Here is a 13,081-nt window from a genome sequence, read left to right as displayed (position 1 = left end):
CCTGCCCTTGCACACAAAAACCTCGGATTCAGTACCTCGGAAGGAGTGCTGAATCCGAGGTTTTTTGCGTGAATCCGAGGTACTGAATCCGAGGGTTTGGATTTAGTGGGGTTTAGTGAGTGCGGAAGTACTCCACGGTATTGGCCACACCCTGCTTAATATCCACCTGAGGCTCCCAGCCGAGGATTTCCTTGGCCTTATTAAAGCTCAGCGCACTGCGAGGCACATCGCCCAGGCGAGCTGGTGCGTACTCCGGATCATCTGCGGAGCCGGCGGCTTCAGCAACCAGAGAGTGCAGCTGACGGTCGGAGGTTTCCACGGAGGTGCCGATGTTAAAGCGCTCTCCCCCACCGATTTCACCGGAGGCCAGGTAGAAGGCGCGGACTACGTCGCCGACGTAGACATAATCGCGGGTGTTGCCACCATCGCCAAAGACCTTGGTGGATTCATTGTTAAGCAGACGCTGGGAGAAGATGGCAACTACGCCAGCCTCTCCGTGTGGATCCTGGCGGGGTCCATATACATTTGCTGGTGCGATGTGGGAGCAGTCCAGGCCATAGAGGTGGCGGAAGGTGTTGAGGTAGATTTCGCCGGACACCTTGGAGGCTGCATAAGGAGAGTGCGGGTCAACAGGTACGGTCTCGGAAACCGGGAATTCGGTTGGCTCGCCGTAGATGGAGCCGCCTGAAGAGGTGAAGACTACTTTGCGCACATTGTTCTTGCGAGATGCATCGGCAATGCGGATGGTGGAGAGGATGTTGGTTTCGGCATCGTGTAGCGGATCAACCACGGAGTGGCGCACATCGATCTGCGCTGCCAGGTGGAAAACTACCTCTGGCTGGTGCTCGGCTAGGAACAGATCAAAATCAACCTCTAGCAGATCTGCCTTAACAAAGGTGACCTTGCCGGTTTCCTGAGCGCTCTCAAGGTTTTCCAGACGGCCCCTGGAAAGATTGTCAATAACAACCACCTCGTGTCCTTCAGAGATGAGAAGATCAACAAGGTGGGATCCAATAAAGCCGGCGCCGCCGGTAACTACTGTACGCATGTGTGCAACTTTAGCCTGATTTCACAGCTTGCGCGCAGTTATACTCACCAGTCCCAAGCATAAAATCGCCATGAAAACACCAAATCCCAACATTTCTGGATAACTAAACCAGGCATTAAGTTTGGTCAAAATAGCTGGGAAAACCATGCCGGAATAAGCCAAGCAGTAGAAAATTCCGCTCAACCCCGCCATATCGGAGGGCGTTGCAATATTTTGCGTCTCGGCCAAACCCATAAACATGCAGAGTCCGTAAGTAAGGCCTAAGAACACTCCCACCAGCAAGGCCCACCATGGGTGCGGATGCAGGGAAATTAAGAAAGCTCCAGACATTCCCACCACTGCCACGATCATGGCCAAAATGGGGCCGCGGGTTTTAGAGTTTCCCATAATCTGCGGACCAAATTGTTGGATGGTAAATCCCGAACCTAAGGTGACCAGAGCTAGAAGTGCAGAATAGGCAATCGGGGCAGAGACCATCTCATGCATCAAAGTTGGAATCACGGCATAGGATGTAAAGCCCGCGCCGAAGACCCAAGGCGCAATAGGCGCAACCACCAGCAAAAAGCGCCGGTTAAGTGCCGAGGGCACCAAAACATCTGCCCAAAATGATCCCTTGAGTCCGTGATGTGCAGTTTGGCGAGTTTCCGGCGCGGTCAGCAGCAAAGGCAAAAGCACGAGCGATAAAATAATGTGCAAAATATAGGCCATTTGACCAGGTAGTGGCAGCCATTGCGCCATGGAACCGGCAACAGCTGGACCTAAGGCAAAGCCTGCGGTCAAAGACATCGACGCCCTTTTGGCACCGATGCCTTTTTTGATGCCGGGTTCAAAACGTGGGGAGGCAAGCTCTTTAATCCAGGCACCACCGGCTGTCATCACCATGCCAACTGCAATGCCAGAAAGCACACGGCCAGCTGCAATTAGTAATGCGGTGTTTTCACCACCTGCAATCAGAGCGGAACCAATAGCTGCGATAATCGGTGCGGGCAACATGATGGTGCGTCTGCCCAGACGGTCAGAAAGTGGTCCGGCAGCAAGCAGTCCTACTCCCACGCCGATGGCGTAGAAGACCAGGAGTAAATCGATAAAGAGATTGCTGAATACGCCTTCTTGGCGATAAAACACCAAAAGCGGGGTGAACTCATTGCCACCCCATGCCACGGTGAAGATAGATAGCGCTACCGCCAACCAGACTTGCCTTTGCCCGCGTTTATTCTCAGCCATGTGCGACATGTTATGCGCATCACAGCTTCGGCGAGGCAGAAATAACCAGCCCGCCCTAAAAGGGGGTGCCCCCGCCTGAAAGGCAGGGGCACTACGGAGCTAAGGCGCGTCGATAAGCAGCGTTTTAGTGGCCGCGCTTAATCCACTCTTCAAGGTGAGGGGCCTCGGCGCCGACGCTAGTGTGGTCGCCGTGACCGGTGCGCACAGTGGTTTCTGCAGGCAGATCCAAGATCGAGGTCTTGAGGGACTCGATAATGGTGTCAAAGGAGCTGTACTTGCGCCCTGTTGCGCCCGGGCCGCCCTGGAAAAGGGTATCGCCGGAGAAGAGCTCATTGGCCTCTGGAATGTAGAAGCAGCTAGAGCCCGGGGAGTGGCCGGGGGTGTTGAGCACAATCAGGTCGGTGCCAGCGATCTGGAACTTCTGACCGTTTGCAAGCTCCTCGTGCGCGAGATCGCCATGGGTTTCCTCCCACAGCATCTGATCCCCGGGGTGCACAAAAATCGGTGCATCAAATTCGGCGGCCAGTTGAGGTGCCACAGTGATGTGATCATTATGCGCATGGGTGCACAAAATGCCCTTCACAGTGCGGCCACCAACAGCCTCAATGATAGGTGCGGCATCATGAGCTGCATCAATAATGAAGACCTCAGAGTCATTGCCGATCACCCAAATATTGTTATCCACCTGCCACTCGCCACCATCAAGGGCGAAAATGCCGGAGGTAACAATATTTTCTACGCGCAAACCCTCGTGAGCCATTAGAGCTCCACCACCGAGCGCAGGACATCGCCGGACTTCATGGTGGCAAAAGCCTCTTCAACATCGTCGAGGCCAATGCGCTCAGAAACAAACTTATCCAATGGGAAACGGCCCTGTAGGTGCAGGTCAACGTAGGTTGGGAAGTCACGCTCTGGCAGGCAGTCGCCGTACCAAGCAGGACGCAGGGAGCCGCCGCGACCATAGAAATCAATTGCTGGGACATCAATGCGGGAAGTGAGGTTTGGCACGCCCACCATCACCATGCGGCCAGCGAAGTCGCGGGAGTAAAAAGCCTGCTGCCAGGTTGGCATGATGCCCACGGCGTCGATGGTGACATCGGTACCAAAACCACCGGTGAGCTCGCGAACCTTGGCAACTACTTCAGAGGCATCGCCTTCGCCGCCAAGGTTGGAGGAATCAACAATGTCGGTAGCGCCGAATTCCTTGGCCCACTCCAACTTCTTGGCGTCGATATCAACGGCAATAATCTTGGATGCGCCAGCCAGCTTGGCACCGGCAATTGCTGCCATGCCCACGCCGCCGAGGCCAAATACTGCTACGGATTCGCCACGCTTAATATCGGCGGTATTAACGGCAGCACCGAGACCTGCCATAATGCCACAGCCCAAAAGACCTGCTGCAGCTGGATCCTCTTCAGGATTAACCTTGGTGCACTGACCCTCATGAACGATGGTCTTTTCCAAGAAAGCACCAATTCCCAAAGCTGGGGAAAGCTCGGTGCCATCTTCCAAAGTCATCTTCTTAGAAGCGTTATGAGTGTTAAAGCAGTACTTTGGCTCGCCCTTCTTACATGCACGGCACTCGCCACACACTGCACGCCAGTTCAAAACCACAAAATCACCAACAGCAACGTGAGTTACCGCAGATCCAACTTCTTCCACAATGCCGGAAGCCTCATGGCCCAGCAGATAAGGGAATTCATCAGAAATATCGCCATTACGATAAGCGAGGTCGGTATGGCAGACGCCGCAGGCCTGGATCTTAACAATGACATCATTGGCACCTGGGTCTGGAACAACCACATTGGTTTTAACAACTGGTTCACCCTTGCTCAGTGCAACAATGCCGGAAACGATAGAACTCATGGACACTCCCTTTTTTAATAAGAATTCAGTATGTCCACCAGACTACCGATTATTTAGAAGCGCAACCCAATAGCGCTTTTCGACGCACACTTGCCTCAAAACTCAGCCACCCCTGTTAAGCGGGGTTGGCTAACTTGAGATTTTTTGAATCCATAACTTCACTTGCCCCGGACTTTTAAGATGCACAATTGTTAAATGCGGAAACCCTTGCTGCAGCTGTGGCACCGACTTCTTTAGATCATTCCGACTCCGCCACGCCCACCCCAGAATATCATCGGGATCCTTAACAATTGTGTGGAGAGGCTGCTCAACATTGTTATTCCACAGCGGCTTTTTGCTCAGGCTTCTAAAAACCGTGCGTTTTATCAAGCGGGTCATTTGCACGGAGAACTTAAAATCCAGCCACACCAAAGTATCGGCGCGTGCTGCGATTAGTGGCCGAGCTTGAGGATATTGATATTCACAAATCCACTGCTCCCCTGTTATGAAGTCCTCCACCTCGCGCAGAAAACTAGGCCGCGGAGTCCAGTTTTCCCCGAGAAAAAGTGCATCCAATTCCGCCCGCGGATAACCCAGCAGGTCTTCCAATTGCCGACACAAGGTTGTTTTGCCCACTCCACTTGTTCCGGCCACTGCAATGCGCTGTGGAATATTCACTCTGGTGCCCCCAGGTTGTGTGGTGGATGATTTACAACATTTTTCTAGTGGACACAAAGGTGGTGTCTGTCGAACTACTTGAGGAGTCAACAGGAAAAGTTAGCTATTACATTCTCACCGGACCGCGGATCATTCAAGAGACAATTCCCAAAGCAACCTGGACACTATTGAAAATACGCTACCCACAGCTGTTAATGAGGCGGGTTTGCAAGTAGATATCAGACAGCTAATTAACCACTCGTGTGTACCTGGAAATAAGTAAGACCACCTTCCATTTTTAGAAGATGGTCTTGACCTGGGATTTTATTTGAGCCGCTTGCGAGAATCGAACTCGCGACCTTCTCATTACGAGTGAGACGCTCTACCGACTGAGCTAAAGCGGCACGGTAGATTTACCGATTCGCTACTTTACCTGAAAGGATCTGCACTTCAATAATTCGGGTCAACTATGTCACTTTATAGGCTTTACGCAGGCGACCAACCAGCGCATCCATGGCCACAACGGGGCGCACATTGAAGCCAAAAGACTCCCTACATTTGGAGATCGCATCCAGGCAGGCGACCAATCCTTCTGGGCTTACGCGCGTGGCCAATTCTTGGGATAGTCCTTCCATATCAGGATGGGTAAGTCCCACAGTTGCCTGCGAAGAAATCATCAAAGCATCACGATAAATACCCGCTAGGTCAATAAGTGCCAAGTCCAAGCTATCTCGCAAGAACCTGGTGCGACGCTTCTTTTGGTTATCTTCTAACTCTTTGATTTGCGAGGCAGAACCATGCAACGCTTTTTGAGCACCTTTACCTTTAGCACCCATGCCCATGCTGTTGCGCAGTTTTTCCAATTCGGCTTCATCACGGGCAGCCAAGGATTCTTGTGATTCCTTTTCTATGCCTTTAACAAGAGTATTTACGGCTCGAAAAGCAGTGTCACCGTGATAGATCAACTCCGCCAGATTTAGGATATTCGCTCTTCTTTTTTGTGCATTCTGATTTAACGCCAAATGCCGAGCTCGACCGATATGTCCGGCGGAGGCAGCAGCTGCAAGTTCAGCATCAGCTTGGCTGACTTTGCCTTCTGCCACCAAAATGCGCGCAACTTCTGCCACCGTCGGAGTTGGAATGTAGACGTGCCTGCAGCGCGATCTCAAAGTGATAGCGATGTCCCTGGGATCGGTGGAAGGTGCACACAAAATGATGATGGTGCGCTCCGGTGGTTCCTCCACAGTTTTTAGCAAAGCATTGGCTGCGCCCTCGGAAAGACGATCGGCATCTTCAATAATGATGACGCGCCATTTGGCTACCGATGGCATGCGAGCTGCATCGTTAATAACAGAACGCATGCTTGCCACAGAGATCACGAGCTCTTGGGGAATAATATGCACCACATCAGCGTGGGCATCCCGCATGGCTAAACGGCAATCTTCGCATTGTCCACAACCAACAACATCAGGATTTGAACATACAAGTGCAGCAGCGAAGGCTTTTGCAGCCACCGATCTACCGGAACCGGGAGGGCCAGTAAACAACCAGGAATGGGTGAAAGTGGCATCGTTTAGCGTACCGGGGGCACCTGCCCGCGCTCCGGTGGAGACAATGTGGCGAGCGGTGGTTGCGGCGTCGATAAGCGTGGTTTGCACCAATTCCGGTCCGGCTAAGCTGTCGAAGACACTCTTTTTAGTCACCTTCTCCACACTACTTCCCATGTGAAGTGCTGTGGCACGTTAGAGTATTGAACATGAGTCGAATGCTGAGGGCACTTAAATGGCTGTGGGGCACTTCGTGGCCACTGTACGCCGCGACGGTGCTTGGCACGAACGTACTTGGTGCACTCGCAATTATGCTTTTTGTGCGTTTCCTCGTACCGCAGCCGGATGCGTCCAATTTTAATGCCGAGATCTCCTACCTCCCTGCCGTGGGTTTTGCCTACCTTGCTTTTGCCGTGGTGGCGGGCATTGTGGTCACTTTCCTTATGTTCCGGCCAGTGCTGGAGTGGCAACGCCACCCGGAGGAACATGACCCCAATATGGTGCGTAATTTGGTGATGCGCATCCCGATTTACCAGGCCATTTTATGTGGCGTCGTGTGGTTAATCGGTATTGCAATCGCCACTTTTATTACTGCGCGTCTATCGATGAGCCTTGCGGCAGTCATCGCAGTTTCTACCCTGATGGCCGGCGCCATCGTGGTGATGCTGACCTACCTAGAGGCCGAACGTCTGGTGCGGCCCGTCGCGGCTTCTGCTCTGGCTCGTCGTTTTGAGGATTCCACGCTGGAGCCGCCGGTGAGTCAGCGTCTGCGCCTGACCTGGGTGATGACCATTGGTATGCCAGTCATTGGTATTTTGCTGCTGATGCTGGGTTATTCCCGCGGAATTTTTGGCACCGATGCTGCTCAAATCCTGCCGGCAATTGGCGCGCTTGGCATCGTTGCCCTGGTCACGGGCTATTTGGGAACTCGTTTGGTGGTCTCTTCGGTGGTTGACCCAATCTTGGAGCTGCAAGAGGCCATTAATAGGGTGCGCCGTGGTGATACCGATGTCCAAGTTGATATTTATGATGGCTCGGAAATCGGCGTACTCCAGGCCGGTTTTAATGAAATGATGCGTGGCCTGCGTGAACGCCAAAGGGTGCGTGACCTCTTTGGCCGTTATGTGGGTACTGAAGTTGCCCGGCGCGCCTTGGAAGAGCGCCCCACTTTGGGCGGCGAAGACCGTAAGGTCGCCGTGCTTTTTGTCGATGTCATCGGTTCCACGACCTTTGCTGTCAACCACACTCCTGAAGAAGTAGTGGGGGCGCTTAATGAGTTTTTTGAGCACGTTGTTGAGGTGGTGCACCGCAACAAGGGCGTTATCAACAAATTCCAGGGTGACGCTGCGCTGGCAATCTTTGGTGCCCCTCTGCCACTCTCTGACGCGACGGGCCATGCTTTGGCAGCTGCCCGCGAACTGCGTGTGGAGCTGAAGGATCTGCAGTTGAAGGCCGGCATCGGTGTGGCTGCCGGACACGTCGTGGCAGGTCATATTGGTGGCCACGCCCGCTTTGAGTACACCGTGATTGGTGATGCTGTGAATCAGGCCGCGCGCCTGACTGAGATCGCCAAGACGACTCCTGGCCGTACCGTAACCAACGCCTCTACTCTGCGCGAGGCCAATGAGGCGGAGCAGGCGCGCTGGACGCTGATGAAGTCCGTGGAGCTGCGCGGACGCGGTCAGATGACGCAGCTGGCGCGGCCAATTCGGCCAACTTTGGCGGACCGTTCTTAAAACGCTTTTCGACGTAAACCTCTTCACACCCCGTAGCTTGCAAGCTGCGGGGTGTTTTGGTCAATGTTGCTCTTTTGGCAGCTGTGGATAACTCCTTCTCCGCCGGAGTTATCCACAGAAATCCCGGTGGATACTTGACTCTTATCTCTAACTCTGATTAACAAAAAGGTACTGCCCGTGGTGCAGAAATCACCACGTGCAGTACCTTTTAGCTTTTGAAGCTAGATGGAAGAGAGCATGTCCATGCTGCTACCAGTGCCAGCGACCAGGTCATAGAAGGCGATCATGAGGTCTACCAGGCCATCTACCACGGTAGAGCCCACATAATCCAGATCTTCAATTACTAGTGGGATGGGAAGAAAATACACAGGGTTCTCCTTGAGTGAGGTTGTTTAGGATTCTTTACGGCGTCCGCGTAGAACCAGAGCTGCACCAAGAAGCAGCACCAGGATTCCGCCTAATGCCAGCCATGCAACATTTGCACCAGTCATTGCCAGTCCTTCACTCTTGGCAGGAGTCTGCGGAGCAGACGCTTTTACCTTTGGCGCAGGAATTGGAGTGGCTGGAACGGTTGGAGTTGCTGGAATAGCGGTGGTGGTTGGCGGTGCAATCGGGGTGGTTGGAACCGTTGGAGGTGCTGGAGGTCCACTGGTTGGTGGAGTAATTGGAATTGGAATGATGATCAGCCCAGAGGAGCTGGTCTTGTTTTCCAAGTTGATGCGGATTGGAGTATTCGCATTTTCCAGGGTGACAACTGCATCGCGGGAGCTTCCAGCCTCATCCACCACACCGGTACCGGACCAGATAACATCGCCCCACTTCACGTTGCTGACACTGGTTTGAGCACCAGTCTCAGAAAGGGTGATTTCAGTGTTGAGTGGCAGGCCTTCCAAAGAAACTTCCTGATCAGGGCGCACGGTGTAGGTACGGGACTGGGCAACGCCAGCCTTGTCTACCCAGCTCGCACGGATCTGGAATACTGCATCCTCATCAGCAGTGACATCATCGCCCTTAGGGCCAGTGACCTTCTTCTTCACAATGACCTCTGGAGGAGTATCAATCCAGAAGGTCTGCTTTACGTCATCTTTATCCTTGTGCTCAGCAATAGGAGTTTCAGAGTCAGGGCCGTAGAGGGATTCAAAAACTACCAGCTTTTCACCCTCATAAGCTGCAGCGATTGCTGCTGGAACGGTGAATACAACATCTTGAGTTCCGGAAACATAGCCGGTACCTGCGGGAGTTGTGAAAGTAGCTTCTCCGGCAACTCCGGTGGCAGTGACAGTTCCATCGGCGGCCACATGCATGATCTCACCAGAGATGCGGTACTGGGTACCAGCCTTGAGGTTGGTATAAGCCACAGTATCGGTGACGGTTCCACCCTCGAGGCTCAAGACATTGTCATCTGCGCCTTCAACCTTTGCGGTGGTTCCAATGGATGGCTTGCGCTCAACTTCGAAGGTTTGATCTTCATCGTCTTTGTCTTCGTGGACTGCTACCAGGTCAGTGCCCAGGTAGAGACGTTCGAAGACTACGAGGTCCTGGCCAGCAAAACGTGCTGCATCAGCGGCGGAGATAGTGAAGCTAACAGTGGTGGTTCCGGAAACATAACCTTCCCCTGCTGGAGTAGTGAATTCAGCGGTTGAGGTGATGCCTGTGGAAACTGCTGCTCCTGCTGTATTGGTGTACATGATGGTGCCGTCGAGCTTGTAGGTAGTGCTTGGCTTGAGGTCGGTATAAGCCACGGTGTCTACAACCTCACCACCGGTGAGAGCAAGGATATTGTCTTCACTGCCGGACACCAATGCGGTGGTTCCAATAGTTGGCTTACGCTCAACCCAGAAGGTCTGCTCAATATCGTTGAGATCTTTGTGCTCGGCCACCACAACAGTGGGGGTGGCAGCTTCTGCTAGTTCTTCGAATACCACGAGCTTCTTGCCGGCGTAACTTTCAACATGAGCGCCAGTAAGAGTGAAAATGACATTTGCAGTGCCATCTACTAAGCCACCTGCTGGTGCATCACCCGTGGTGAAGGTGCCGGTTCCGGTGATTCCCGTAGAAACACCAGCGTCATTCATGATGGTGCCAAGCAGCATATAAGCGGTATTTGGCTTGAGGTTTTTGTAGGTGACAACGTCAGTTACTTCACCACCGGTAAGCGCCAAAATGTTGCTTGGGCTGTTACTTACCAGCGCCTGAGTCTTAACCTCTGGAGTAAGTGGCGTTGGGAAGTTTTCCAATTCAACGGCCACATTTTGCTCTAGCGCAGGATCCAAAGTGGTAACTACTGCGAAAGAGTCGCCGTTGTTATCAACTCCAGTGGTAATTCCGGTGCCGGTAAATACTGGGGTATCCCAATCATGGCCTGGGATTGCAGGCAGGGAGATGGTTGGTTCGCTGAGTACGATGGTCCAACCAGCTGGCCGAGCATTAAATCCGCTGACGGTTGCGCCATTCGCCAACACGATGAGGTCATAGTTGGCTTCTGCAGTACCGCCTGGGTACTGACCAGGCGCAAATTCGGAAACCTTGACAGTAAAGGCGGTGGTTGCTGGATCGAAACCAGCTGGAATCTTGGTGGGATCAATGATTTTCTTCAGATCAAAGGATCCGCCAAGTACACCATCTGCAGTACCGGAAGCACTGCGGATCTGAGTGAGCTGGTAGGTGGAGTCAATGTTTAGAACATCCTCACCACGTGGGTTTTGGATTTCAGATTCGACAGTGTTGACGTAGACAGTGCCGCTGGCATCGCGTCCACCTGAGGTGGTGCAAAGGCTGTACTGCAGGTAAATCGGTGCATTGCTAAAACCAGCAGCTGGACGTGGGATGGTGATGTTAAAGCCAGTGGTGCCCACTGGTGCAATTGTTGCCGTCAGCGCACTAAAAGGCTGCGAAATCTGTAAGTTGGTGATGGTGTCATCGGTGCATAAACGCAGGTTTTCGCTAAATACATCACTGATCACAATATCTTAATTAACCAAGGTCATATCGCTCGCGCTCAGCTCAACGTTATAGCGCAGTACAGAACCAGCCGGTGCACCATTAAGACCTGCAGCACTTGCATTGTTCAGGATGCTTCCAGTCTTGGTAATCTCAGCCAAAAAGTCCGCGCCGGGAAGAACTTCATAAGTCTTTCCATCGTCGCTAGTGCGGGTGCCAGCTTCTTCGGCTGTTGCAGTTGCCTGCCACAAGCCACTACCACCAAAAAGATTGCTTGGCTTATCGGTGATCTCACAGTTGTAATAGTTATCTGCCACTACTGGAGTACAGGTACCCCAACTATTGCTGTCTGGACCAACAAGTTCAAAAGCTTCGTCAACAATACGCAGCAGCTCAGGGCCTGCAATCCGAAAGGAATCTCCATTAAGCAGATCCGGATCAGTGCCGGTAAAACGCCATGAGCCTGCAATACGTACATCGTCACCAATGTTGTATTGCCCCTCGGCAACATTAACAGTAACGGTCACTTCAGCAGAGCGGTCTGCCATAATTCCAATAGCCGCAGGAGCTGGCGCCAAGAGGTTAAGTGCCTGCTCTAGAAGATTAGGTTCCTCAACTACTGGCGCTTCGATGTTTTCTGGAGACTCCACCGTTACTGGTGTTTCAACGGCAGGAACTTCGACCGTAGGTGTTTCACCAATAACGTCAGTTACCTCAGAATTACTGGCATCGACCTCTCCAGTTTCGCCAACTTCGGCGACGGTGGCAATGTCTGGAGCTTTGTCCGCTGCACGAGACTGCGAAAATGTATTTGGAACGAGAGTTACAACCAGCGCCAATACAGCCACGAGAATGGTGATCATCATCCATGGTGCCACCCCCTTCCGCGGTTGTCCTGAAATGTGCTTTTTCATTCTGCTGCCTTCCTAGGATCTTTCCCCACCCTCAGCGGGCTTGTGAATTACGTTCTCGGTCGCAGAGTTGACGCAATATTCCACAAGGCTCTATTTGGCACTTTTGGCTTAACCAAGGAGCATTCAAGAAAAAACCAAATTGCAGAATAAAACACTGGTCACACTCTGCGGTCACTATAATTCAAGGGATAGCAAATTAGCAGTAGATAGGATTTGCCTAAGAAATTGCATGTGAAGCTCTTAATGTTTGCACATAAAACAAACGGTTCCTGCTTATAGCAATCTCAGTTTCATGTATCGCATTTTAAATATTGGGGTAATGAAGTCGCGCCAAAAACGTTCCCCCCCCTCCAAGAACTTACTACAGGGGCTAGTTTTCTTATTTTTCTGGCTAAAATCTGCCAATTGGATAAAATTTCTCAGCAAAAATCTTCAAAAAATACCAACGCCAAAGTGCTATTTAGTATCACCAAAAAGGGCATCTACCAGCAATAGTTGAGCAAGCGTGTAAGTCCCCATCACTGCCCCATCAGCCAAGCGCTGGAGGTGCGAAGAATCCTCCAGCACCAACTCCCGCACGAATAACACGGCATCAGAAACAAGAAAAAGATTTCCCCCATGACCAGCGCCAAAGCTCCCCGCATTGCTAAAGCCAAGCAAGCGGGAGTCGTCGGCAAGCGTAGAAGTGGTGGCCAGCAGGCCACCGTACCCCAGCACCATGGGCACTAATTTGGGCGCTTTCCAGCCGGCTAATACAGCAGCCAGGCCGAGCGGAATCGCGCGGATGGCGGTGCGTTGCAGGCCAAAGCGGGCTCCGCGACGCCATAATAAAACGCAATAAACTGCATGATTAAGTGCAAAACCGGCAGCCCCCTGTGGCAGTGACTGGGGTTTCATCAACACCAGGTCACCTGCCCAACCACCAGCTAATCCCAGTGCTCCGAGCGCCCGATCTGATTGTTCAGAGCGCAGCACTCGGCCCATTAATAAGGGCATTAACAGTGGTTTAGTGATGTTTTTTAAGCGACGTTGGCCACTTAAAGAACCCAAAACATTGCTGCTAGCAGCAACAAGATAAGCGGCGCGTTCAGGTTCGGAGGAAGCCTTACCCACCGCCAAGGTTAAAGCTTGCGTGCCTTGGCGGGTTCGATCCCAAAATTCGCGCCACAT

The 13,081-nt window shown here is 52.5% G+C and carries 11 protein-coding genes and 1 tRNA gene; 1 reads left to right on the top strand and 11 read right to left on the bottom strand.

What is annotated here, in order from left to right:
- Positions 1 to 112: 112 nt before the first annotated feature.
- The 7 genes from H924_RS01435 to H924_RS01400 form a co-directional block, all read right to left on the bottom strand.
- Complete coding sequence (locus H924_RS01435) at positions 113 to 1,048, bottom strand: GDP-mannose 4,6-dehydratase (RefSeq protein WP_015650185.1); 936 nt, start codon at positions 1,046 to 1,048, stop codon at positions 113 to 115.
- Positions 1,049 to 1,069: 21 nt separating this feature from the next.
- Positions 1,070 to 2,281 (bottom strand): MFS transporter, encoded by a 1,212-nt coding sequence (locus tag H924_RS01430; protein ID WP_029703718.1) that lies wholly within the window; start codon positions 2,279 to 2,281, stop codon positions 1,070 to 1,072.
- A gap of 115 nt (positions 2,282 to 2,396) precedes the next feature.
- Positions 2,397 to 3,032, bottom strand: coding sequence for an MBL fold metallo-hydrolase (locus H924_RS01425; RefSeq protein WP_015650183.1), 636 nt, complete (start codon positions 3,030 to 3,032; stop codon positions 2,397 to 2,399).
- Entirely contained in the window at positions 3,032 to 4,138 is a 1,107-nt protein-coding gene (locus tag H924_RS01420) for an S-(hydroxymethyl)mycothiol dehydrogenase (protein ID WP_015650182.1), read from the bottom strand. Before H924_RS01420 ends, H924_RS01425 begins: the two co-directional genes overlap by 1 nt.
- Positions 4,139 to 4,267: 129 nt before the next feature.
- Positions 4,268 to 4,795 (bottom strand): P-loop NTPase family protein, encoded by a 528-nt coding sequence (locus H924_RS01415; protein ID WP_015650181.1) that lies wholly within the window; start codon positions 4,793 to 4,795, stop codon positions 4,268 to 4,270.
- Between the two features lie 310 nt (positions 4,796 to 5,105).
- A tRNA-Thr gene (locus H924_RS01405) sits at positions 5,106 to 5,178 on the bottom strand.
- Between the two features lie 63 nt (positions 5,179 to 5,241).
- Positions 5,242 to 6,477 carry a DNA polymerase III subunit delta' gene (locus tag H924_RS01400; RefSeq protein ID WP_029703722.1) on the bottom strand — a complete coding sequence of 412 codons (1,236 nt, stop codon included), beginning with the start codon at positions 6,475 to 6,477 and terminating at the stop codon, positions 5,242 to 5,244.
- A 53-nt stretch (positions 6,478 to 6,530) separates the two neighbouring features.
- Between H924_RS01400 and H924_RS01395 the strand changes: the two genes are divergently transcribed.
- Positions 6,531 to 8,057, top strand: coding sequence for an adenylate/guanylate cyclase domain-containing protein (locus H924_RS01395; RefSeq protein ID WP_015650179.1), 1,527 nt, complete (start codon positions 6,531 to 6,533; stop codon positions 8,055 to 8,057).
- A 221-nt stretch (positions 8,058 to 8,278) separates the two neighbouring features.
- Here H924_RS01395 and H924_RS14325 read toward each other — a convergent pair whose 3' ends face one another.
- The 4 genes from H924_RS14325 to H924_RS01380 all read right to left on the bottom strand — a co-directional run bounded on the left by H924_RS14325 (position 8,279) and on the right by H924_RS01380 (position 13,081).
- Positions 8,279 to 8,425, bottom strand: coding sequence for a hypothetical protein (locus H924_RS14325; RefSeq protein WP_169330519.1), 147 nt, complete (start codon positions 8,423 to 8,425; stop codon positions 8,279 to 8,281).
- 24 nt (positions 8,426 to 8,449) lie between these two features.
- A complete protein-coding gene (locus tag H924_RS01390) occupies positions 8,450 to 11,020 on the bottom strand; it encodes a VaFE repeat-containing surface-anchored protein (RefSeq protein WP_015650178.1) in 2,571 nt (856 codons plus the stop codon).
- 6 nt (positions 11,021 to 11,026) lie between these two features.
- Positions 11,027 to 11,863, bottom strand: a complete 837-nt coding sequence (locus H924_RS01385) for a hypothetical protein (protein WP_015650177.1) — start codon at positions 11,861 to 11,863, stop codon at positions 11,027 to 11,029.
- Positions 11,864 to 12,367: 504 nt separating this feature from the next.
- Positions 12,368 to 13,081, bottom strand: coding sequence for a lysoplasmalogenase (locus tag H924_RS01380; RefSeq protein WP_015650176.1), 714 nt, complete (start codon positions 13,079 to 13,081; stop codon positions 12,368 to 12,370).

It is taken from the genome of Corynebacterium callunae DSM 20147 (genome assembly GCF_000344785.1).
In the GTDB taxonomy this organism is placed as follows: domain Bacteria; phylum Actinomycetota; class Actinomycetes; order Mycobacteriales; family Mycobacteriaceae; genus Corynebacterium; species Corynebacterium callunae.
This window is presented reverse-complemented; position numbering and strand designations above follow the sequence as displayed.